Origin of the sequence: Methylomonas rosea (assembly GCF_024505055.1) — a bacterium.
GTDB classification, from domain to species: Bacteria; Pseudomonadota; Gammaproteobacteria; order Methylococcales; family Methylomonadaceae; genus Methylomonas; species Methylomonas rosea.
In genome coordinates this window covers 1-22,199 of the sequence record NZ_JANIBL010000068.1, presented here as the reverse complement: position 1 = coordinate 22,199, position 22,199 = coordinate 1, and the positions used below count along the sequence as shown (strand labels likewise).

General features: G+C 51.5%; 20 protein-coding genes. 9 read left to right on the top strand and 11 right to left on the bottom strand.

The window, feature by feature from the left end; all coding sequences use genetic code 11:
• Positions 1–3 precede the first annotated feature (3 nt).
• A complete protein-coding gene (locus NP589_RS18065) occupies positions 4–270 on the top strand; it encodes a glutaredoxin family protein (RefSeq protein WP_256608225.1) in 267 nt (88 codons plus the stop codon).
• A gap of 71 nt (positions 271–341) precedes the next feature.
• On the opposite strand, the gene NP589_RS18060 is transcribed toward NP589_RS18065, so the two are convergent.
• Positions 342–4,469 carry a PAS domain-containing protein gene (locus NP589_RS18060; protein ID WP_256608224.1) on the bottom strand — a complete coding sequence of 1,376 codons (4,128 nt, stop codon included), beginning with the start codon at positions 4,467–4,469 and terminating at the stop codon, positions 342–344.
• A 117-nt stretch (positions 4,470–4,586) separates the two neighbouring features.
• Entirely contained in the window at positions 4,587–5,612 is a 1,026-nt protein-coding gene (locus NP589_RS18055; RefSeq protein ID WP_256608223.1) for a response regulator, read from the bottom strand.
• 362 nt (positions 5,613–5,974) lie between these two features.
• Here NP589_RS18055 and NP589_RS18050 point away from each other — a divergent pair, with 362 nt between their 5' ends.
• On the top strand, positions 5,975–6,160 hold the full coding sequence (locus tag NP589_RS18050) for a YjfB family protein (protein WP_256608222.1): 186 nt from the start codon (positions 5,975–5,977) through the stop codon (positions 6,158–6,160).
• 21 nt (positions 6,161–6,181) lie between these two features.
• On the opposite strand, the gene rsmI is transcribed toward NP589_RS18050, so the two are convergent.
• Complete coding sequence (gene rsmI, locus NP589_RS18045; protein WP_256608221.1) at positions 6,182–7,033, bottom strand: 16S rRNA (cytidine(1402)-2'-O)-methyltransferase; 852 nt, start codon at positions 7,031–7,033, stop codon at positions 6,182–6,184.
• Positions 7,034–7,054: 21 nt separating this feature from the next.
• Between rsmI and NP589_RS18040 the strand changes: the two genes are divergently transcribed.
• Genes NP589_RS18040 through NP589_RS18030 form a run of 3 tightly spaced genes read left to right on the top strand, consistent with a single transcriptional unit; the run spans position 7,055 to position 9,838 of the window.
• Complete coding sequence (locus NP589_RS18040) at positions 7,055–8,875, top strand: penicillin-binding protein activator (RefSeq protein ID WP_256608220.1); 1,821 nt, start codon at positions 7,055–7,057, stop codon at positions 8,873–8,875.
• A 1-nt stretch (position 8,876) separates the two neighbouring features.
• Positions 8,877–9,245 (top strand): YraN family protein, encoded by a 369-nt coding sequence (locus tag NP589_RS18035; RefSeq protein ID WP_256608219.1) that lies wholly within the window; start codon positions 8,877–8,879, stop codon positions 9,243–9,245.
• Positions 9,246–9,250: 5 nt separating this feature from the next.
• Complete coding sequence (locus NP589_RS18030; RefSeq protein ID WP_020483819.1) at positions 9,251–9,838, top strand: phosphoheptose isomerase; 588 nt, start codon at positions 9,251–9,253, stop codon at positions 9,836–9,838.
• A 55-nt stretch (positions 9,839–9,893) separates the two neighbouring features.
• Here NP589_RS18030 and glgC read toward each other — a convergent pair whose 3' ends face one another.
• The 3 genes from glgC to NP589_RS18015 all read right to left on the bottom strand — a co-directional run bounded on the left by glgC (position 9,894) and on the right by NP589_RS18015 (position 13,933).
• A complete protein-coding gene (gene glgC / locus NP589_RS18025; RefSeq protein ID WP_256608218.1) occupies positions 9,894–11,159 on the bottom strand; it encodes a glucose-1-phosphate adenylyltransferase in 1,266 nt (421 codons plus the stop codon).
• 100 nt (positions 11,160–11,259) lie between these two features.
• Positions 11,260–11,733, bottom strand: a complete 474-nt coding sequence (locus tag NP589_RS18020) for a carbohydrate-binding protein (protein ID WP_256608217.1) — start codon at positions 11,731–11,733, stop codon at positions 11,260–11,262.
• Between the two features lie 307 nt (positions 11,734–12,040).
• A complete protein-coding gene (locus tag NP589_RS18015) occupies positions 12,041–13,933 on the bottom strand; it encodes a thiamine pyrophosphate-binding protein (protein WP_256608216.1) in 1,893 nt (630 codons plus the stop codon).
• Between the two features lie 963 nt (positions 13,934–14,896).
• On the opposite strand from NP589_RS18015, the gene NP589_RS18010 reads away from it, so the two are divergent.
• Entirely contained in the window at positions 14,897–15,361 is a 465-nt protein-coding gene (locus NP589_RS18010) for a hypothetical protein (protein ID WP_256608215.1), read from the top strand.
• 74 nt (positions 15,362–15,435) lie between these two features.
• Here the strand turns inward: NP589_RS18010 and NP589_RS18005 are convergent, their stop codons facing one another.
• From NP589_RS18005 to rluD, 3 genes are read right to left on the bottom strand one after another with little or no spacing between them, the layout of a single operon-like run.
• The gene (locus NP589_RS18005) at positions 15,436–16,311 is read right to left on the bottom strand and encodes a ZIP family metal transporter (protein WP_256608214.1); all 876 of its coding nucleotides are present in this window, start codon (positions 16,309–16,311) and stop codon (positions 15,436–15,438) included.
• Position 16,312: 1 nt separating this feature from the next.
• The gene (gene pgeF, locus NP589_RS18000) at positions 16,313–17,038 is read right to left on the bottom strand and encodes a peptidoglycan editing factor PgeF (RefSeq protein ID WP_256608213.1); all 726 of its coding nucleotides are present in this window, start codon (positions 17,036–17,038) and stop codon (positions 16,313–16,315) included.
• Positions 17,019–17,972: a 23S rRNA pseudouridine(1911/1915/1917) synthase RluD gene (gene rluD / locus NP589_RS17995; RefSeq protein WP_064008834.1), complete on the bottom strand. Its 954-nt coding sequence runs from the start codon at positions 17,970–17,972 to the stop codon at positions 17,019–17,021. The genes pgeF and rluD overlap by 20 nt, the downstream gene beginning before the upstream one ends.
• Before the next feature lie 83 nt (positions 17,973–18,055).
• On the opposite strand from rluD, the gene NP589_RS17990 reads away from it, so the two are divergent.
• Genes NP589_RS17990 through NP589_RS17980 form a run of 3 tightly spaced genes read left to right on the top strand, consistent with a single transcriptional unit; the run spans position 18,056 to position 20,729 of the window.
• The gene (locus NP589_RS17990; protein ID WP_256608212.1) at positions 18,056–18,901 is read left to right on the top strand and encodes an outer membrane protein assembly factor BamD; all 846 of its coding nucleotides are present in this window, start codon (positions 18,056–18,058) and stop codon (positions 18,899–18,901) included.
• Between the two features lie 4 nt (positions 18,902–18,905).
• A complete protein-coding gene (locus tag NP589_RS17985; protein WP_256608211.1) occupies positions 18,906–20,120 on the top strand; it encodes a hypothetical protein in 1,215 nt (404 codons plus the stop codon).
• Positions 20,121–20,174: 54 nt separating this feature from the next.
• Positions 20,175–20,729, top strand: coding sequence for a DUF2058 domain-containing protein (locus NP589_RS17980; protein WP_256608210.1), 555 nt, complete (start codon positions 20,175–20,177; stop codon positions 20,727–20,729).
• A gap of 4 nt (positions 20,730–20,733) precedes the next feature.
• Here the strand turns inward: NP589_RS17980 and trmB are convergent, their stop codons facing one another.
• Positions 20,734–21,423 carry a tRNA (guanosine(46)-N7)-methyltransferase TrmB gene (gene trmB, locus NP589_RS17975; RefSeq protein ID WP_256608209.1) on the bottom strand — a complete coding sequence of 230 codons (690 nt, stop codon included), beginning with the start codon at positions 21,421–21,423 and terminating at the stop codon, positions 20,734–20,736.
• Between the two features lie 73 nt (positions 21,424–21,496).
• Positions 21,497–22,199 (bottom strand): hypothetical protein (locus NP589_RS17970; protein WP_256608208.1); only part of this gene is annotated, 703 nt, incomplete at its 5' end.

The window sequence follows — 22,199 nt, the reverse complement described above, 5'->3', positions numbered from 1 at the left end:
GTAATGACGGAGTTTATCCTGTTTGGCACCGAAGGCTGCCATTTGTGCGAAGAGGCGGAGGCGCTATTAATAGCCGCCGGGCTGGATTTCACGGGCCGGGACATTATGGTCAGTGAACAATGGCAGGCGGACTACGGCGTATTGATTCCGGTGCTGTGGCACGCCCAAAGCCAAAGCCAACTAAATTGGCCATTCGATAGCCTACAGCTCAATGCGTTTAGCATAGCCATCGGTACAAACGACTGCTTGCCGCCAGCACACCGAACCTAACACCCGTTTAGCGCCAGTCAAATCGCGAATGGCGGGAAACACTCCGCAGCACAAAACAGCGAGCAAAAAAATCAGCTGGCCAAAGCCTTCAGAATGGCCGGATAGTCAAAGTTATCAGCCAAATAGGCCAGGGTTTTGCGCAATTCAGGATCCTGCGGCGTTGCCAGAGCTATCGCATTTGCTATACGTTCCGGCTCCAGACTCTCCAGTGCATTTTTCAATTCCTCGCGTGCCGATGCCGGCAAGCCGGTTAACATATCCGGCGTTAATAGCGCGATTGGCCGGTTTTGTTCTGGAATGCCCTCGTAGACATAACGCACGCCCAAGTGCTTAGCCAGACAGTCATAGATTTCGTTGAAGCGATAAGGCTTGCGCACAAAGTCGTTCATACCGGCTTCCAGTAGTTCGCTACGCTGCTCCAGGAATGCCGAGGCTGTGACGGCAACAATGACGACCTCCCGCCCGCCCGGCAATTCACGGATTCTTTTCGTAGCCTCAAAGCCGTCCATTACCGGCATTTGCCTATCCATCCAGATAAAGTGCGGTTGCCAGGTTTGAAATAACTCTATGCCTTCCGAACCGTTGCCGGCTACCTTGCAGGAAAACCCGACCGCTTCCATCAACTTGGCTAGCAATAACTGATTTTCAGGCTGATCTTCAACGACTAATATGCGGTAATCTTTTTGCCCCTCAACTAAGCCGATGACGGCACCGGCTTCTGCTTTATCGAAGCTGCGGTCAGCAATATCCGCCTGATTCACCTCAGCGAGCGGCAAATCTATTCTAAATAAAGCGCCTTGATCGGGGTGGCTTTCCAACGTAAGCGTACCACCCATCAGTTCCACAAACTGGCGGGTAATGGTCAATCCCAACCCGGTGCCTTGGCTATCCCTTTGCTCGCCTAGCTGTACGAACGGTTCGAAAATACGTTGCTGATCAGCCGCCGGGATCCCCACACCGGAATCTTCGACCTCGATCTGTAGATGCGAAATGCGATTTTTACGGGTGCCTAGGCGCAAGGTAACACCGCCTTGCAGCGTAAATTTAATGGCATTGCCCACCAGATTAATCAGCACTTGCCGCAAGCGGGCTTCGTCACCGACAATGAAACGCGGAAACTGCGATGCCTGGTCTATCAATAGCCTCAGGCCTTTTTCGGTGGCGCGGACACTCATCATATCGGTAATATCGCGCACCATATTGCCCAAATCGAAAGGCGCGTTTTCCAGATGCAGACGGCCTACTTCGATTTTAGCCATTTCCAATACATCGTTAATCAACGCTAACAAGTGCTCGCCACTACGATTGATAATATCCAGGTTTTGCCTTTGCTCGTCCGACAGCTGCGGATTTTTCCGCATCAATTTCGAGAATCCGAGAATTGCGTTGAGCGGGGTACGCAATTCATGGCTCATATTGGCCAGGAATACGCTCTTGGCCCTATTTGCCGCTTCCGCCGCATCGCGCGCCACTATCAGGTCGGAAGTACGCTGCTGGATTTCGTCTTCGAGGTGTTCTTTATAACGCCGCAATTCTTCCTCGTTTTGCTTGCTATCGTGGATATCCATGCGAATACCCAATATCCGAATGACCTTACCGTCCGCATCGCGCCGAATACCAAAACCGCGCACATACTGCCAACGATAACTGCCGTCTGCATGGCGCATCCGCGCTTGGTATTGATATTCTGTGAAATCCCGGGACAACACGCCGCTCATTTTGGCGCTGACCTCCGCCTGATCCTCCGGATGGACGCTCTCGAACCATTCGCACCGATCAACCATGCCGTCGCGGGCAGGATAGCCGAGCATCGTGTAATAGGTCGGCGAGGCATACCATTGGTCGTTTCTTGCATCCCAGTCCCAAACGCCAACTTTGGTAGCTTCCAATGTCAAACGCAACCGCTCCTCGGAATCGCGTAAATACTCTTCCATTTGCAAGCGCTCAGCCTTATCGCGCAGCACAGAAATGCCGAAGGCCAGATCGCCGGCCAGTTCCTCTAGCAACCGGATCTCCGCTGCAGTGATCGCGTTAGGCTCTGCCGAATAAATCGTTAGCGCGCCAAAAATATCCGCGTTTTGATCCGCCAAAGGCAAGGCTATAACCGAACGATAGCCGCGTTGCAACGCAGCGTCTCGTGCCAAAGCCATCAGCGCATCGGTGCAGACATCCTGAACATACACTTTTTCGCCGCTGTAAATGGCGGCCGCGGCGGGACTGTGTTCGCCCGCAGCATCCCCACAACTGTGATCGGTAGCCGCCAGGTAGCCGTCTTCAGCACCAGCCCAGGCTACCGGGCGTATCGTTTTGGGAGGGCCGTGCTCCAAGTAGCCTACCCACGCCATGCGATATTCGGCCTCGTCGCAGACGATACGGCAGATTTCTTTGAGCAGGCTTTGTTCGTCGTCGTTACGCAACAAGGCCTGATTACAATTACTGATCGCGCGCAACTCGCGATTGAGCTTGTATAAGGCCGCTTCCGTTCGCTTGGCTTCGGTGATGTCCGTGCGCAAATAAAGATAATTGCAAACCTGATAGGCTTCGTCGTAAATCGGCGACGCAGTGATCTGCTCCCAGCGCAATTCGCCGTTTTTGTGGCGATTTGTCAGCGAGGATTTCCACAGCTTGCCTGCTGCCAATTTTGCCTGACAGGCTTGGTATTCGTCGGCAGTTATTTCACTGGACACTAGTGCGCGAGGCATCATTTTATAAGCCTCGCCGAACGTATAGCCGGTGATCCGCGTATAGGCGTGGTTGGTGTAGGTCAATATGCCCTGAAGGTCGGTAATCTGGATGCCGGTCGGATTTTGATCCACCGCTTGCGCCAGCCTATTGATTTCAGTGGCGAATAGGTGTCTTTCGGTAATGTCGCGATTAGTGATACGCCTGCCCCGGTAGCTATTGTCCGCCCCAAACACGGCCTGGCAACAATGCGATATCCAGCGAATTTCGCCGTCGCGGCGAACAATGCGAAAATCTACTTCAGCCAAGCGCAAATGCTCGACATCGTGGCGATGATCGGCCAGCAAGTGCCGGTCGTCGGCATGTATGATACGTGGCAATAACCCGACATCGGCGATGAACTCCTCGGCCGCATAACCGGTGACCCGCAAGCTGGAAGGCGTCATATACAAAATCTGCTGATCGTTGCCTTCCCAATATTCCCAGTCGAAGGTGTAGTCAGCGACGGTATGAAACTTTTCCTCCTCGGCCGCCAACTTGGCGCCAACCTGCAATTGCTTTAGCCACGCGCCGACGATGAACCGGGCGCTGCTAACCGAAATCAAGGTAAACAGGGTGACCAGCCCGGCCATTTCCAGGACTTCATTCCACCACTCAGCCAGAAAATCGTCCCTAGCCAGACCGACGCTCACCCATAGTGGGTAGGCGTCCAGTTTGCGAAAAGATACCACCCTGGCGGTATTGTCGAAGCTGAAGGGCGTGTGGAAAACACCGGAGGTGTGTCCGGATGCGAGCATCCGGCGAAATTCCGGTGAAATGGTTTTATCACCAATGACACTGCCGGGCTCTGCATGGACGGGATAACGAACAATCAAGCCCATGTCCGCATCTCTCAGGTTAATCGCCCCGCGACTGCCAATATCAACGTTGGAAATCGCTTTACCCAGGTTATCCAATGAAACATTGGCAAAAACCACGCCGGCAAAACTGCCGTCGGCACGGTTAAGACGGCGCGCAAAATTAACCACCCAAACCTTATTGATATAAGACATCACCGGTTTGTTGATAAATAGCCCAAGCGCCGGATTATCGCGCAAACTAGAAAAATAGAGTCGATCAGCCATGCTGAGCCGCTTATCTTTAGGTACATCCACGCCATAGACTACCCAACCCTGTTCGTCGGTAGCCCTAAGCCCGATAACCCACGGCAAACGCGACTGTAAGCGCTGCATAAAAACAGACAGAGCCTCGGCATCAACGCTCCCCAAAGCTTGTTGCCGCTGGATTTCCTCCACTGCCACCAACACGCCTAAGTCGACCTTTTCGATAACGCTATCTAAGTTTTGCGAGATAACCTTGGTCAGGTTCTGCGTCGTAATTTCGGCGCGCTGTTGATATTTGTCGAAGCTGCGATACAGCGCAAATCCCACGGTGACGATAACCAACAAATTAAGCAGTACCGCCCCGGCAATCAGCCGCCTGGAGACATTGTTTGGAAAATCAAGCTGACCTGGCATAGCTGAACTCACAAGACTGTTGTGGTTTACGGGCTGCCCTCAGGTAGTTTCGGGCAAACGCTCTCATCGTATTCCTTACATTCGCCAAAGCGCGCGGCTAAACGCGTAAGGAACCGATCAAGCAGGCAGGCTGTAATCCCGTTCCCGAAAAAGCTTCAAACAAATCTCGACTATATCCGAGTTATACAGCACACCGCGATTATCGGAAATTTCCTGTAGTGCGGCATCCAGGCCCAAACCGGCGCGGTAGGGGCGATGAGACGTCATCGCTTCCACTACATCGGCAACCGCCAGAATCTCAGCTTCGAGCAGGATTTCACCCTTTTTCAGGCCGCGCGGGTAACCACTGCCGTTGGGACGTTCGTGGTGCTGCAAGACGATTTGCGCGATAGGCCAGGGGAAATTGATGGATTTGAGGATATCGTAGCCAGTTTCGGCGTGCCGCTTGATCAGGCTGAATTCCAAATCGTCCAGCCGTCCGGGCTTGCAAAGTATTTCGGCGGGGATCCGAATTTTGCCGATATCGTGTACCACGCTCGCCAGCGTAAGCCCCTCTATCCGCTCTTCCGGCAATTGCAAACCGCGGGCGATAGCCGTGGCGAGGTGAGCCACGCGGCGCTGATGCCCGGCGGTGTAAGGATCGCGCGCTTCAATAGTAGCCGCAATCGCCGTGACGAAATCCAGCATGCCGGCGCGCAACTTTCTCTCACTTTCCATGAGTTTACTGGTTCGCTCTTCCACCTGTTCTTCCAGATGGTTGCGCAGGCGATCAAACTCCAAATGAGTACGCACCCTAACCAACAATTCGTCGCGCTGATAAGGCTTGGTGACGAAATCCACTCCGCCCAAGTCAAAGCCGCGCACTTTTTCGTCGGTATCCATTATCGCGCTAACGAAGATGACCGGCACATCGCAAGTATTCGGGTTAGCCTTCAGTTGCCGGCAGACTTCGAAGCCATCCATCTCCGGCATGCGGATATCCAGCAGCACCAGTTCCGGCGGATTTTTCAGCGCGGAATTCAGGGCCAATTCGCCGCTAATAGCGGAACGAACCTCGTAGCCTTCGTCTTTCAGAATATCCGTTAATAATTTTAAGGACGCCGGGGTGTCGTCAACGGCGAGAATATTGCCTTTATGTGTCATAAAACTCTTTAATCGGTTGCCGTAACGCTTTCAGGATACCCTGCCAAACGCAGTTTTCAGCAAAATATACCAATGTTTTCCGGGGCTGACTCAATCTCGTGCGCCGCGCCGGAAGGCGAATTCGTTTGGAACCGTTTTGGACGCCGCCCGCTTCTGAATGGCGCCGGTCTAGCCGACTCCGTAGGACATTATAGTTTACGCCCCACGCCCCGGCAGGACGCGGGTAAGTTTATTGAAAGTGCCGGTATGCGGCTATTTTTGTAACTACTCTAAAGTTATCGGCTTGCTGTTCGATAACCTAGCATACCCACGCGTTGCCTTACGGCGACCGCTTTCCTGAACCAACCCGACGAGGCCACGTCATGCTCGATTCCGTCTCTTCCATAGCCGCACTAGCGACGCAAATGTCCACCCAAAAAACCGCTCAGCAAGTCGAAGTGGCCATGCTGGTTAAAGCCAAGGAAATGCAGGAGCAACAAGGGCAGAACGCCTTGAAGTTATTGGAGTCGGCCAGTGTCCCCAATAATGGGATCGATGTCCGGGTTTAAGCGACATAAGATTGTCGGCATTTAGCCGCCTTGCTTGTCCTGCATCGCCAATGCCGCCTGATACAGTGTTTTTTTCCGCTGCCCGGTAATCTCTGCCGCCAGCGCGGCGGCGGTTTTGGTGGAGCATTCTGTTAGCAGTATGCCCAAAATCCGCCGCTGCTCGTCGTTTAATTCATCATCCTGATCAACGTGCTCGCGACCGGCCACCAACACCACGAACTCACCCTTGCGCATGTTTTCGTCGGTCTGCACTTTCGCCAATACGTTAGCTAATTCGTCGCCGACGATGGTTTCATGCAGTTTAGTGATTTCACGGGCCACGACGATTTGATGGTCGGCCGGAAATACCGTGAGCATGTCTTCCAGCGCCGCCTGGATGCGATGACTAGATTCGTAAAAGGCCCAGGTGGAAACATCCGCCAGCTTACTTTCAAAAAAGCTGCGTCGCGCCGAGCCCGTGCGCGGCAGAAAACCTTCGAAACTAAAGCGACTGGTCGGTAAACCGGCCACCGACAAGGCTGCGATCAGCGCACAGGCACCGGGAATGGGACACACTTCCACGCCTTGTTGCCTGGCCAACTTGACCAAAGGGAAACCGGGGTCACTTATCATTGGCGTACCGGCATCGGACACCAAGGCCACAGACTGACCATCGCGAATTTTATCTACCAGGCCTTGCGAAGCATAGTCTTCATTATGTTGATGCAGCGATTGCAGCGGCTTATTGATACCGTAATGTTGCAACAACATCTTAACGTGGCGGGTATCCTCGGCGGCAATCAAATCCACCTGTTTTAAGACGTCCACCGCCCGAAAGCTGAAATCGGCCAGATTACCTATTGGCGTGGCAACCACGTATAATTTTCCGTACATTTATTCTTCAGGCCCTATGCTATGTCTGATCGCAAATTTGCAGTCATTATGCCGCGTCGTGTTTTAAGCTGCTGGTTTTTCGGCCTGTTGTTGCTGGCTGCTTGCAGCGAACAACCGGTCAAAAACAAGACTCAATTGGAGGTGCGCCCGCAGTCCAGTTCCCGAAAAGCCAAACCGACCGAACCTCCGCGTAGTTACCGGATGGCCGACAATCAAAACAGCCTGCATCTGCTGGATGCCGACACCCGCTTGCAAGCCGGCGACAGCCAGGCCGCGCAAAAAGCCCTGGATAAGATCAACGCCGAACAGTTATCACCGGAGCTATTCAGCAAATACAAATTGCTCCAAGCCCAAGTGGCCTTGAGTATGGGCGATGCGGAACAAGCCCTGAAAAAGCTCGAGGGCATGCGGCCTGCCGTACTGACCGACGCCGATCAAATTGCTTATTACCAATCCATGGCCTTCGTCCATGCTTTGCTGGGTGATGTATTGCCCAGCGTCAGAGCTCGTCTTAAACTGGGCCGACTGCTGCAAAAACCCGAGCAGCAAAAACAAAACATTGTCGCCATCCTGGATGCGCTCAGCGTGTTGCCGCTGGAAACCCTCAGCGGCCCGTCACCCATCGTCGACGAATTGAGCGGCTGGATGGCGTTGGCTAAAATTCTTAAGCAACGCAACGTGGCCGGATTCGATACGGCCGCACAAATTCAGCAATGGCGGCAAATGTTTCCCGGTCATCCTGCCAACGCTGATTTCCTGCAAGCCTATCTGAACCCGCCGCCAGCCGTTCAACAAGCAACTCAAGAATCGGAACAGCCCGCGCAACCGCCAACGCCGGGAGCAACCATTGCCGTACTGCTGCCCGGCTCGGGCTCTTATGCCAGCGCGGCTAAAGCGATCAAGGAAGGCTTAACGGTCGCCCATCGCCTGGCCGCCAGCGCCGCGCCGCAAATGCCGTTAAAGTATTACGACAGCGAAAAAGACGATATCGCCAACGTATATCGGCAAGCCGTCAGCGACGGTGCCAAACAGGTAATAGGGCCGTTGGTGAAGGAACAAATCCAAAGCCTGGCGCAATCCACCGAATTAACCATACCGGTGCTGGCGCTGAATCATGTGGAAAATCTGAGCAAAACCAATCTGTATCAATTCGGCCTCAGCCCGATAGACGACGCGGAACAATTGGTGCAAAAAGCCAAGCGCGACGGCCAACAGAACGCCGTGTTGCTGACACCCGATACCAATCAAGGCCAACGAGTGCGCCATTATCTGATGTCGGCCTGGCAAGCAGCCGGCGGCGCGGTGGTTCGCGTGGAAAGCTACGATCCGAAACAGCACGATTTTGCGGCCATCGTAAAAACCTTACTCAGCCCCAGCGTCAGCGTGAATGGTCAGAAACAATCATTGGCCTTGTTCGTGAGCGCCAGCCCGGAATTGGCTAGAGAGCTGGCGCCACAATTAAAGTACTCGCAAAGCAGCGAGTTGTCGGTTTATGCGATGCCCAATATCTATAGCGGCCGGCAAAACCCGGTGCGCGATAGCGAGTTAGGCAACATTAATTTCTGCGATCTACCTTGGGTGTTTGCCGACGCCTACAGCGGCCCTTTGAGCCAACAAGCCGTGCAAAATACCTGGCAAGGCCTGAGCGATAGCCAAGTCAAACTAGTTGCTTTGGGCATAGATGCCTATAACGTCATCGGCCAACTACCGCAGTTGGCCGGCGGACCTTACGCCGGCGCGACCGGTCGCTTGTCCTTAAACAACGAAAATCGTATTACCCGTAAATTGGTCTGCGCCCAATTTAAAGGCGGTGTGCCTGTCGCCTCGGGCTTTATCGAATAGCATGTTATTCGGCAAAACCAAGCCGGTTCATCTGCAGAAAGGCGATAGCGCCGAACAACAAGCCTTGGCCTATTTACAAAAGCACGGCTTGCAATGGGTGTGTAGTAACTTCCGCTGTAAAATGGGCGAGTTGGATCTGGTGATGAAAGACGGCGCGGCGCTGGTGATCGTGGAAGTGCGCTTTCGTAAATCCGAGCAATTCGGCGGCGCGCTAGCCAGTATCACCCGGCAAAAACAGGCACGCATCATCGCCGCCACCCAACACTATGTCATAATCAACAATCTGAGCAACGTCTCGATTCGCTTCGACGTAGTTGCTGTAGCCGGCAATAACCGGCTGGACTGGATTAAAAACGCTTTTCAAACCTGAGCACTATGAGTTTACAAGATCGCATCATCGCCCACTTTTCCGACAGCATTCAAACCAAGCAGGATGCGATGGCCAGCCTGTGCGAGCTGATAGAATTCGCCTCGCAAAAAATCGTCGAAGCATTGGTAAACGACAAAAAAGTGCTGACCTGCGGTAATGGCGGCTCAGCGGGCGATGCGCAGCATTTTTCTTCGGAAATGTTGAACCGTTTCGAGCGGGAGCGTCCAGCTCTGCCGGCCATTGCGTTGAGTACCGATACCTCGACTATTACCTCTATCGCCAACGACTACCATTACGACGAAATCTTCGCTAAGCAGTTGCGAGCGCTAGGGCAGGCTGGCGACATCTTGTTGGTTTACACCAGCAGCGGTAACTCCGGCAATATTATTAAAGCCGTGAAAGTGGCTCATGACCGCGACATGACGGTGATTGCGCTTAGCGGCAAGGACGGCGGTGTGCTGGCTGGCGCTTTGAACGAAGCCGACATCGAAATCCGCGTACCGTCCTATTCCACCGCCCGCATTCAGGAAGTGCATTTGTTGATCTCGCATTGCCTATGCGATTTGATCGATCATCAGTTATTTGGCGGCTAAGGCCTTAGGCGCCCGTTATCCCTCAATCCGATAAATGGGCGCTTCGGATACCGTATTACCTGACGTAATGTAGTTTTTGCCCCAACATTTCCGCAGTTACCAGCACGACCCCGCCTTCGCTGACATAAAACCTGTTTTTATCGTCCTCAAGGTTCTCGCCAATCACCGTGCCTGCCGGCACCTCACAACCTTTCTCGACGATGGCTTTGGTAATTCGGCAATGTTGGCCTATGCATACTTGCGGTAACAGGATGCTGTCTTTGATAAGTGCTGATTCGTTCACCGTGACATTGGAAAACACCATGGAATGCTTGATGGTTGCGCCGGAAATAATGGAACCGCCGGCAATCATCGAATCCACGGCCAAACCGCGTCGACCGTTATCATCGAATACAAATTTGGCCGGCGGCGTTTGTTCCTGATAGGTCCATATCGGCCAGGACGTGTCGTATAAATTCAAATCCGGTTCGACACCGATTAATTCCAGATTAGATGCCCAATAGGCATCTATTGTCCCGACATCGCGCCAATAACTTTGTTGACCGCTTTGTAAATCCAAAAAGGGATAGGCATTAACAATATGATCGTCAATCACGGCGGGAATAATATCTTTACCAAAATCGTTGGTGGAATTTTCAGTCTGGGAGTCTTTAATTAATTGCTGCCATAAAAAATCGGCATTAAAGATATAAATACCCATTGAGGCCAATGCGGTATCGGTTCTACCGGGCATCACAGGCGGATTGGCCGGCTTTTCGACAAATGCTCGGACCCGGCGATTTGCGTCCACATCCATTACCCCAAAAGCAGACGCGTCTTTTAACGATACTTCCAGACAACCTATGGTTAAGTCGGCATTTTTTTCGACGTGGTCGATTAGCATGGCCGCATAATCCATTTTATAAATATGATCGCCGGCCAGAATTAAAATATGATCCGGTTGGCGAGCCCTAAGAATATCGATATTCTGCAATACGGCGTCGGCTGTACCTTTGTACCAAGAGTTTTCGTCTATGCGTTGTTGCGCCGGCATTATGTCGACATATTCGCCGAATTCGCCGCGCATGAATCCCCAGCCTTTCTGGATATGCCGGATCAATGAATCAGCTTTGTATTGCGTCATTACGCCGATTTTACGGATACCCGAATTCACGCAATTGGATAACGGAAAATCGATAATACGAAATTTGCCTCCAAAAGGTACGGCGGGTTTTGCCCGCCAATCCGTCATATTCATTAACCGCGAACCGCGTCCGCCGGCAAGAATTAGAGCAATGGTATTTTTGGTTAATTGATGGATATTGTGTGTGGGCGCTGACATGGTGAAATCTTCAGAAAAATAAACTGCTGGCCGAATATGTTTTATAGGGTGTATCAAGTTTTCCCAAGGTTTTTTCAAACCTAAAAATTACCGGCAAAAACTAAAATACACGCATTTTTTCAAGCGAGGCAAATGCGCTTGAATCGCTAATATCCGGAGTAATATGTAATTCGATAATACTTACCGCAGGTAAATCGACGGCGTGTTGTTCCGATGCTGCTGTACAACCTTGCGGATTAAAATTCCATTGTTGGCGGACAATTTCTCTAAACGATTGTCCATTATCCTGAGAAATACGAACGACGTACTCTTGCGTTCTGGCGATAGCCGATTCCAAAAAATCCAGTTGAATACACTTAACAGGCTGAGCCTGCTTAAACAGTAGTCGAATAGCTTGCTTTCCCGGCATTCCCGCCCGCCACCCCCGGCTGAAGCCGGACAGTAGAGCGGCTTCGATAGGGTGCTCGGTACCCTCGGACGAGACTTCAACGTCTGCAAGTTCCTCCAGATTCAATTGCTGCGCGGTTAAAGATACTGGGTCGGGCCGATTGTCACCGATAATTCGTTTTTGCATGGTTTACCTGGCGTAGAACTGCATTAATCAGTCGAAATAATTTGAATCGGGTTTTGTTTGTCGGAATTGATTTGCTGAAACTTTTAACTCGAGTGAAATTGGGCCGTTATTTGATCCGCAAGAACTGCACACCAGACATCGGACTGTTAAGAGGTACGTATTTTCGGCATGGCTCGGTCCTAGAAGAGCAAAGTGTTTTTACTGCGAATTCGCCAAGTTCCGTAGATTTGATTAGGAACCCCGTCTTGCAACGAACCGCAGCCGAAAAATATGGGCGCTTCCCTGCGCCCCAAGTCGAGAGGGAGGATTAACCTTTCAAGAAACTGGCCATGATGCCAGCCGGGTCAATACCTTGATGCGGGAATTGCTCCCACAACCCGCCACAGCCTTCTTTATGCGTCGCAATGTGCGCGTATTTTGGTGTGTAACCGCGCTCCAGCAACCAGGTACCCATGCGACTACCCAAGCCGGTTTTGCGGTTGAACGATTCAACCACCAACACTTTCGGCGCTTTGCCGAGCTTGGCCAGCATGTCTTCGTCGATGACATTCAATGTGGGTTTGTTGATCAAACCGACATCCACACCTTGTTGTTTTAAACGCTCAACCGCATCCAACGAGCGATACAAGGCTTCACCGAAGCTGACGATATAGCCCGCAGTGCCTTCGCGAATGACTTCGTCTTTGCCGGGCACGAATTTGTAGTCGCCGCCGAAAAACTCATTGCCGTTGCCATCAAGAATGGTCGGTACTTTGGAACGGGTGGAGAAGATAAACCGCAAACCTGGGTCGAAGAACACTTTTTCCACGCAAGCTTTCATTTGCAACGGGTCGGCCGGGAAATACAGTTTGGTTTCGTACGCATCGCTCAAGCCGTTGTCGGCGAACATATTGTTCAAACCGAAATGGCAGGTGTTGTCGGCCATGTCATCGATACCGGAATGCGAGAAATGGCTCAATACATTGGAGTTGTTCAAACGGGCCATAGTGATTTCAGACATCAGCATTTCCAAGAACGCGCTGAAGGTACCGAAAATACCTTGTTTGCCTGCCTCCATACCAAAACCGGCCGCTGCTGAGAAGTTGCCGCGCTCCATGATGCCCGAGGAAATAAACACTTCCGGGAAGGCTTTATGAATTTTAAACAAGCCGCAAGAGCCTTCCAAGTCGCTGTCCACTACCCGCACTTTGGCAATCCGTTCTGCTTCAGTCAAACGACCCAAGACTTCCACGCAGGCGTCGCCGAAGACATTGCGGTTGGCATCCCATTTGTCGCTGGAACCCAAAAATACCGCGTCGTTTTTAGGCGCTTGCACGGTTCTCAGATGGTCGGCGGCAGCTTGCTGCCCACGTGACTCCAGATATTCCAGTGCGACTTTCACGGAAACCACATCGTGGCCGTGAGTAGAGCCTTCCAGACCGACAATACCGGGGCACATTGGACGATGATTGATCACTGCAACCGGACCCGGCGTGTTGATAGCCGTAACGATGCGTTTGTACAAATCATCCAGGTCTTCGCCGTCGCCTTCCAGCACGGTGACGCCTTGACCAGCCAGGGTTTTGGCTGTGCTGCAACCTTTCAGATACTCTGAAGGATGGCCGGCGATGGTGACGTTGTTGTCGTCGATGATCAGTTTGACGTTCAGGCCTTGCGCCACTGCCAGACGGGCGGCTTCGGCATCGTTACCTTCCTGTTGCGAACCATCGGAACCCAAACAGAACAAGGTTTTATCGGGATTGGCGATAGCCACGCCGTTGACATACGGCCACATGTGGCCCAAACGGCCGGAACTGAACTTTACGCCCGGCGTGAAGCCCAATTCAGGGTGACCCGGCAAATGCGAATGCGCGGCGCGATATTCCATCAGCCGTTCAGCCGGTAGATCACCGTTCAGGGTCGACATCAGATACTGAGTGGCAACACGATGACCGGCTTCGTCAAAGAAAATCGGCACAAATTGATCGGAACCGCGAAATAACGCATCCATGATCATGACTTCCGGCACGGTATCGTATGGGCCGCCGGTATGACCGCCCACGCCGCGCGCCGCGCCGGTTGAAGTAAAAAATACGATGGCATCACGGCAAAGCTGAATATTGGCTTTCAAGCTGGCACGTTGTGCATCGGTCAAGGTTGGGTTTTTTGGATCTAAACTGATGCGCTGATAAGCGCCAAGATCGATTGGAAATTTGGACATAACTAATCTCATGGTGAGGACATTATTTTTATAGACGCGCATCTAGTTGTTACGCTGTCATTTTTAAACGCGGCATAAAATAAAGATAATATTTAGCTCCGGCAAATATCCGTTGCTAATTAACTACAATAGCGCTGCTTTTTTACACAAACCGTTGCTATTTGTAGTCTTAAATTTATTTGTTCATGCCGTCATATCGAACCTTACACCCATTAAAACTGGCTTTGCAAGACTTATTAAATACCTACTAATTTGTATATAAATTGAAACGGACAGCCTGTATGGCCGTGGGATAAGCAACAGAATACGTTCCATGGAAAATCAATTAGTTATTCAAACTGTTTCTGCTAACGGGGAAATATAAGCCGCAAACAAATTATTTTATTTTTCGCCACAAAGCCGCTTTGCTGTACAAGTTGAGTGGATTGTAGTGTGTTGCCAAACCGCAACCGGAAAAACACCAAACAGCCTACCGCCGGGAGTAGACCGCAGCCTTGGAACCATTAGTTTCGTTCTCGCTCTAAAGCGGTAAGTTAAAGAATGGCTCCGGCCGAGGATAAGCTAGGCCGATTGGTCAAGCTTTCCGATGCGGCGACCAAGACCATCGCTTCTTCAACAGCCAGGGAAGCGAAGATTTTAGCCAAAGCGTCATGTCGGCTTTTTCGGATAGCACCGGCAAGACATCGCAATGCGGCGTACGTGACCGGCAGAAGGGGAGAGTTCGTGTTAGTTGTATTTCTTGGAAACGTGGGCTATGTTTCCAACACCTAAAGTAAAACGACTGGTTGACGCTATACAAGATAACCAAGGTGGTCAAAGTCAATCAACTTACCGACAAGTGCATAAGTCCGGCAACTTGATTTTCATGAATTACGCATCGAAGGCCGCAAGTGCTGATCCGATAACTATTGAAGCTGCTGCAAATATCCTTGGGATACTGCTAAGTACTACCAGAGTGTCTTTATGATATTGATTATTAAAAATATCCCGTCGATTACTCAAGAAAGCGAGCTGGGAGACTTTGTCGCCCCAGCTCTCAAGTTTTGTCTGTTACTTCCCTTCAGGCTTGGCAATATTCTAAAAACCGATATCTTTTGTCTTAAAAATATAAAGACCAACGTGCTTTCGTTTCATGGCCGTATTTTTATTGACGATGAAAAAGCCGGGAAGCTTGCTATCAAAAAACTGCATGGCAAGCGCTTCAAAAATAAAATCGTCGAGGTCAGAGAATATTTTATTCGTTCGCACAAAAACGACAGACGCTTAGGGCAAAAACCGGTATCGACGGACTTACTTGAAAAGCGCAAAGGCGAGCGCCGCTGCAATATTAAGCATGAAGGCAAAACAGCCGCTTACACTAATGTATTCGATACCGAAAATATCTATCAAATTAGCCGCAGATTACGAGATGACTCTTATGATTACTAAATCACGGGACTTGCAGCCTGCGTTTCTCCCGCACGGCGAAGAGACACCCGGACGATGACCTTAAAAGTCTGGAATCAAACAATACCAGTTTGCTCCACTCTCTCCCCATCAATTTTCCCTTCAAACCGATGCGCTATGCTCTGCATCACCAAAATCAACACGACCCCAGCCAAAATAAAACCAATCTGTTGCAACGACGTTTTGATGTCGGTCTTTTGATGTAAAGACGGGATCAAATCGGCAACCGCAATATAAATAAAACTAGAGGCCGCCAAAGTTAAAAAGTAGGGCAAGATGTGATGCAGATCGCCCAGACTGAAATACGCCAACACGCCGCCAACCACCGTGCTTAAGCTGGCAAGAACGTTGTAAAACAAAGCTTCGCCGCGTTTGTAGCCGCTGTGCAGCAATATTGCGAAGTCGCCGACTTCTTGCGGAATTTCGTGCGCGGCCACCGCCAAACTGGTGACGATACCCAACTGCACATCGGTTAGAAACGCCGCACCGATCAGCACACCATCGACAAAATTATGGATGCTGTCGCCGAGGATGATAAACATCCCTGCGGGGCGATGGCCGGCCGGCTGGATTGACTGCTTATGGTCATGATTGTGATGATGGTCATCGTGCGATTCTTCGCCGTGGGCTTCGCAAGCGTGAGAATGGCAGTGCCGCCAGACCAGTAACTTTTCCAAGACAAAAAACAACAGGATGCCAGCCAGAATCGTAGCCGAGAGATTAGACATATCCCCTGCCGGTACTTCTTCAAAGGCATGCGGGATCAAACCGCAAAATGCGCCGGTCAATAAAGCACCAATCGCAAAGCTGATGCCGTGCGGCAGCACATGCTTTTGCTTGTCTTCCGGCAGCAATAAAAAGACCGCAGCAGCCAGCACGCTAAGCACACCACCCAGCGCGGTAAACAAGATAATCGACAACAACACAGTCAAATTAATCCCTCCAAATCAGGCTGGCCATGCGGCCAGTGGTCGCGCCATCACGGCGGTACGAGTAAAAACGTTGCGGATCGGCGACGGTGCAAAGGTCGCCGCCGTAGACTTGTTCCACGCCGAGCTCAGCCAGTTTAATGCGCGCCAAGCGGTAAATATCGGCCAGCCATTTGCCCGGCTGCCTGGCACGAAATGCCACGGCGGTAATCGGGTTGTCTTTAATAAAAGCGTCCCGCACCTCGTCGCCGACTTCGAAATTGTCCGGGCCTATCGCCGGCCCCAGCCAAACATGCACATCCTGGCAACTCATCGCGTATAGGGTTTCGGCGATGATGCCGGCCTGCAAGCCGCGCCAGCCGGCGTGGGCGGCGGCGACCACTTCACCGTCGTCTCCGCAGAACAGCACGGGTAGACAATCCGCCGTCAGTACCGCGCACACTGTGCCGGGCTGATCGGCGAAACTGGCGTCGGCTTCTGCCAAACTGTCGGTTTCATCGGCATTCACTACCCGAACCCCGTGTACTTGCTGTAGCCAGACCGGTTCGGACGGCAGTTGCAGTATGTCTTTGATGATGTAGCGGTTGGTTTTAACGTGCTGCGGGTCGTCGTTGACGTGGCCGGCCGGATTTAAGCTGGAGTAAGCACCGGTGCTGACACCGCCGGTGCGCAGGGTGAAGGCGGCGTGCACATGCGCCGGCAGCGGCCAATCAGGCTTGATCCAATTCATTTTCGGCCAGTAGTTTCAATAGGTTTTGCATGTCTTCGGGGATAGCTTGCTCCCATTCGCAATACTCGCCGGTTTCCGGATGCTCCAATCCCAGCTTGGCGGCATGTAGGGCCTGACGTTTGAAATTGCGCAAGGCTTCGGCCAACGCCGGGCTGCAATCGGCCGGCATTTGGAAGCGGCCGCCGTACACTTGATCGCCGACCAGCGGATAATTGATGTGCGTCATATGCACTCTAATCTGATGAGTGCGGCCGGTTTCCAGCTTCACGCGAATCAAGGTATGGCGCTTAAAGCGTTGTTCGAGGCGGTAATGGGTAATTGCTTCTTTACCGCCACGACGCACGACCGCATTACGTTTACGGTCCACTGGATGGCGACCGATGGGTTCGTCGACGGTGCCGCCGGCGGTCATCCAACCTTTGACCAGCGCCAGATATTCGCGATGGATGCTGCGTTCCTGCAACTGCTCGACCAGACTGTTATGCGCCTGTAAGGTTTTGGCGATCATCAACAGGCCGCTGGTATCCTTGTCGATGCGGTGCACAATGCCGGCACGCGGCAGGGTATCCAAGCTGGGAGCGTGATTGAGCAAGGCATTGACTAAGGTGCCGTCCCAGTTGCCGACAGCCGGATGCACAACCAAACCGGCCGGCTTATTCACGATTAGTAAAGAATCGTCTTCGTAAATAATGTCTAGCGGGATTTCCTGAGGCGCGTATTCGATCACGCGCTCGGCTTCGGCATCCAGCTCGATTTCCTCGCCGCCATCCAATTTCTCGCGGCCTTTCATGATCTCGCCATCCACCAACACTCGCCCGGCCTTGATCCAGGTTTGCAGTTTGCTGCGCGAATAATCCGGAAACACTTCGGCCAGACACTGGTCCAGTCGCATACCCGCCAGTTCCTCTGGAACCCTTGCCGTCAATATCGTCATAGTCGTTTTTAAGTTATACTCGCGGCCAGAACGCCGCCATAAGCTGCAAAAAACCCGCAATATTACAACGTGTTGATAAACGTATGCGATTAGTTTTAGTAAAAACCGTTTTTATCGCCAGTCTGGCTTGGATGCTGCAAGGCTGCGAAACCCTGGATGCCTTCATGAGCAAGGACTCTTCCGCCAGCAAAGAGGAAGAATACGCCGGCTGGGACGACAAGATGTTCCATGAAAAAGCCAAGGAAGCGCTGGATAATAAAAACTACCAAAAAGCCGTTACCCTCTACGAAGCGCTGGAATCGCGGTATCCATTCGGCGATTACGCTGCTCAAGCCCAATTGAACGTGGCCTTCGCTTATTACAAAAATGACGACCCGGAAGCAGCGCTGGCTGCGGCCGACCGTTTCATCAAGATTCATCCGCGTAATCCCAGCGTCGATTACGCCTATTATCTGAAAGGGCTGATAAATTACAACCGCGGCATTGGCTTTATCGACCGCTTCCTGCCCACCGATTCATCGCAGCGCGACCCCGGTCCGGCCAAGGATTCTTACGATAATTTCCAGGAATTGATCCGCCGCTACCCCAACAGCCAATATGTCGCCGACGCCAAGCAGCGGATGATCGCGTTGCGCAACAATATGGCGATGTACGAAGTCCATGTCGCCGACTTTTACATGCGCCGTAAAGCCTATGTCGCCGCCGTAAACCGCGCCAATTACATCATTAAGGAATACCAACGCACCCCGGCGGTACCATTTGCCTTGCAAATCATGCAGGACGGCTATCGGCAGTTGGGTATGGATGAATTGGCGGCCGACGCCGAACGGATTTACGCCTTGAATTACCCGGCCGGCGCACCGCAAGCCAATTACAAGGACGAAGGCGCCATCCAAAAAGTCTGGGATGCCATGGGCCTGGATAAATAAACACTTGAGAGGTTCGACTGATTTGCGGTTGGTAGGTCTTGGCTGGCTGCTATTACACGCTGGCTGCCTCAACGCAGCGGAGCCGCTGTTTCAAAACCGCTTTTTCCCGCTGTCGCAAAACACCGAGCTGGTTTGCGCCACCAGCCAACAAAACTTTACCCCCACCGCCGCACTAGCCGACATCATCCGTTTTTATGAAGCGGGTCACCCGGACTTGCGCAAACATGCAGTGGCGGTGCTGACCGATCATAAAAACCAGGACCACCTGGATGATCTGGCGGATTATCGAGAAGACTGCGCGAACAATAGCGTTGGCGAACTCTGCGTACTGGAAAAATACTGGGACGACCGCGAAGCGGCCTGGCGGGCGCTCGCGTTGTTCTACGACACTAAGACTGTGATTAAACACAGCGATGACTATCGCTACGAAGTGCGGCGCTTCAACGCCGACCATCTACGCCTGTTTGAAAAAGCCATTCGCAAGATCCCGGCCTTTTTAAGGCAAAGTATCAGCAAAGCCAAGCCGGTAGATAATCTGGAACAGGAAATTGCCGATAAACCCACGGTGATGCAGGAGCTGATCCGTGATGCGTTTCAGGAAGACTACAAAAACAGCATCTGGCAGGATCACACCCACCCGTTGACATTGATACCTGGCATAGGCTTTCGTTCGCAGACCGTGGCGCAGGTGTTCAGCGGCCAGAACCTGATCGTGTTTACCGTCAAGGCGTTTGACAAAGGTAAGGAAGGCGGCACGTATCGCGACATAGGCGTGCAATATCTGGTGGATTTTCGCTTGCCTATCGTCGTCCACGAGATCGCCCACACCATCGATAATTTTCATTTCTGGAACGGCCAGGACGACCTGTATTTTTTCTACAAATACCACAAGATATCCAACGACGAAGACATCATGAAAATCATAGCCGAAGCCAAATTGGCTTTGTGGCCGTCGAAATGGTTTGAGGCTTTCGAATATCTGGGTGAAGTGAACGAAGGCCGTTACGACGGTACCACTCAAGAAAAATTGGCCGAGTTGGTAGCGCAATACATCCTGATCCCGGAACGCTTGCAGCAAAGCGCGCCGGCCGCTTATCAATGGCTGCGTGAAGACATTTTTCGCGGCATAGAATATGAAGGCTACGACCGTTGCAATGTACCGTTGACTAAGCCGCTGAGCTGGTGGCAGTACGCCACCGGCAAGATGCTGGGCCAGTAATACTTTGTGCTATGCTGACCTGGAATTTTAACCTTGCTAAACCGCCGTCCAGCCATGAAAAAACCGCAAACCCTTTCCCTGCAAGAACAACTGCTTAAATCCGGCCTCAGCAACGACGCCAAGCTCAAGCAAGTCAAAGCCGAGAAGCGCAAACAAACCAAGCTGGAACGCAATAATGGCGTCGAGATCGTCGATGAGGTCAAGCTCAGCGCGGAGCAATTGCGCCAGCAACAAGTAGAGCGCGACCGCGAATTGAATCGACAACGCAAGCTGGCCGAAGAGCAAAAAGCCCTGGGTGCGCAAATCAAACAAATCGTCGAAATAAATCGTATCGGCCAGAACCCTAATGGTATGGCTTACAACTTCACCGACGACAACAAAGTCAAAACACTATACGTGGCAGACAAAGTACGGGAGGCCTTGATCAACGGCCGGGCCGGCATCGCCAAGATAGATGGGCACTATGAGATCATACCGGCGGAGGTTGCCCGTAAAGTACAGACGCGGGATGCGGGTAGTATTGTGGTGTTAAACGAAGCGACGCAGGATGTGGCGGCCGCCGACGATCCGTATGCCGAGTTTCAGATTCCGGACGATTTGATGTGGTGAATCGTTAGAGTTTGCGAAAAATTAAATCCCAAACCCCATGACCCAAACCCAATCCGCGATTTTCGAACTTGGTTAAGGGCCTGTAAGCTGGGCGCTCGCAAAAGTCGTTAGTCGGGCTGCTATTTTGCAAACCGGTGCCCGCCGACAAAATCCCCAGCATATCCTTGGCGTAATGCTCCCAATCGGTGGCCGCATGAAAATAGCCGCCGGCCATCAACTTCTTGTTCAGCAATTCCACGAAACTGGGGCGAACGATGCGGCGCTTGTGATGGCGGCGCTTTTGCCAGGGATCGGGGAAGAACAGATGCACACCGGCCAGGCTGTGGTCGGCGATTTTTTGTTCCAGAATCTCGATCGCATCATGATGGTAAATCCGTACATTGGTAATGCCGCGCTGTTCCAGCAACATCATCAAATGGCCGACGCCGGGTCGATGCACTTCTATGCCTAAATAATTCAAATCCGGATTGGCTGCCGCCATCGCCGCCAGACTGTCGCCGTTGCCGAAGCCGATTTCGACGATCAAGGGCGCTTGGCGACCAAAGGCTTGCTCGGCATCAAAGCTGGCTTGCGGCGACAGGCAATACTTATCCCAATGGCTTTCCAGCGCCTGCTTTTGGCCAGCGGTAGCGCGGCCTTGGCGGCGGATGAAGCTTTTGATTTTAGCGGGGTCGATTTTTTGGGGTTCTGACATGGAGGATAGCTAAAATTGGCCGGTTAAAACTTAGATTGAACGTGGATTATAATAAAATCCACACGAATCAATTTCATATTGGAGTAACAATTCCTCGGTCGATTCGCGAATACTTTTGAGTTTCTTTGTTAAAACCATAGTAAATATATTGTCGCATTCCGTCAGCAAAATCAGCATCAATTAGTTGACGCGCCTCTAATTCAGATTGAAATAATGAAAATTCGTTGTAAATTGATGGATTCCTGCAATTTGAAGAGCCAGCCAATTCACTAATCATTCGCCCCGTCAGATATTCGATAGAGTCTTTTATAAAATAGTATCCGTAAAAATAATTCTGCTCAGAGTTGCTAAGCCACTCTTTAGGTTGAGCGGTTAAAAACCTGCCGCCATCGCAGTGAACAAGATAAACCTTGTCCAAAGTAGCAACCTGATATTTGATAAAATATTCTAATTGAGCCGAGCTGTTTTTATCGGGAAACAGATAAATCCATGGCTCTTTATAGTCTTCATAATAATCATCATTTACAGAAATCGTGAACTCTGGAAACTGCTCATAGTGAAAAGTTGAACTCTGTTCATTTTCGACTTGTCTCCAACCGTCAATATCTTGAAGGTATCTGGTTAAACGCTGGATTGGTTTCGATTGTTCTGGTTCTGGTCTGGCTTGATTATCAAGTTCTTTTTTCAGGAACTCGTAAACTTCTTTTAGCAAATCAATTTCCAATTCACTGATTTTCTCTAAGAGCTTTTGGGTATCAAAAATATCTTCAGCAGGA

Excerpts from the sequence above, each read along its gene's own strand:
- NP589_RS18065 (WP_256608225.1), top strand. The coding sequence starts at position 4 with ATGACGGAGTTTATCCTGTTTGGCACCGAAGGCTGCCATTTGTGCGAA.
- NP589_RS18060 (WP_256608224.1), bottom strand. The coding sequence starts at position 4,469 with ATGCCAGGTCAGCTTGATTTTCCAAACAATGTCTCCAGGCGGCTGATT.
- NP589_RS18055 (WP_256608223.1), bottom strand. The coding sequence starts at position 5,612 with ATGACACATAAAGGCAATATTCTCGCCGTTGACGACACCCCGGCGTCC.
- NP589_RS18050 (WP_256608222.1), top strand. The coding sequence starts at position 5,975 with ATGCTCGATTCCGTCTCTTCCATAGCCGCACTAGCGACGCAAATGTCC.
- rsmI (WP_256608221.1), bottom strand. The coding sequence starts at position 7,033 with ATGTACGGAAAATTATACGTGGTTGCCACGCCAATAGGTAATCTGGCC.
- NP589_RS18040 (WP_256608220.1), top strand. The coding sequence starts at position 7,055 with ATGTCTGATCGCAAATTTGCAGTCATTATGCCGCGTCGTGTTTTAAGC.
- NP589_RS18035 (WP_256608219.1), top strand. The coding sequence starts at position 8,877 with ATGTTATTCGGCAAAACCAAGCCGGTTCATCTGCAGAAAGGCGATAGC.
- NP589_RS18030 (WP_020483819.1), top strand. The coding sequence starts at position 9,251 with ATGAGTTTACAAGATCGCATCATCGCCCACTTTTCCGACAGCATTCAA.
- glgC (WP_256608218.1), bottom strand. The coding sequence starts at position 11,159 with ATGTCAGCGCCCACACACAATATCCATCAATTAACCAAAAATACCATT.
- NP589_RS18020 (WP_256608217.1), bottom strand. The coding sequence starts at position 11,733 with ATGCAAAAACGAATTATCGGTGACAATCGGCCCGACCCAGTATCTTTA.
- NP589_RS18015 (WP_256608216.1), bottom strand. The coding sequence starts at position 13,933 with ATGTCCAAATTTCCAATCGATCTTGGCGCTTATCAGCGCATCAGTTTA.
- NP589_RS18010 (WP_256608215.1), top strand. The coding sequence starts at position 14,897 with ATGATATTGATTATTAAAAATATCCCGTCGATTACTCAAGAAAGCGAG.
- pgeF (WP_256608213.1), bottom strand. The coding sequence starts at position 17,038 with ATGAATTGGATCAAGCCTGATTGGCCGCTGCCGGCGCATGTGCACGCC.
- rluD (WP_064008834.1), bottom strand. The coding sequence starts at position 17,972 with ATGACGATATTGACGGCAAGGGTTCCAGAGGAACTGGCGGGTATGCGA.
- NP589_RS17990 (WP_256608212.1), top strand. The coding sequence starts at position 18,056 with ATGCGATTAGTTTTAGTAAAAACCGTTTTTATCGCCAGTCTGGCTTGG.
- NP589_RS17980 (WP_256608210.1), top strand. The coding sequence starts at position 20,175 with ATGAAAAAACCGCAAACCCTTTCCCTGCAAGAACAACTGCTTAAATCC.
- trmB (WP_256608209.1), bottom strand. The coding sequence starts at position 21,423 with ATGTCAGAACCCCAAAAAATCGACCCCGCTAAAATCAAAAGCTTCATC.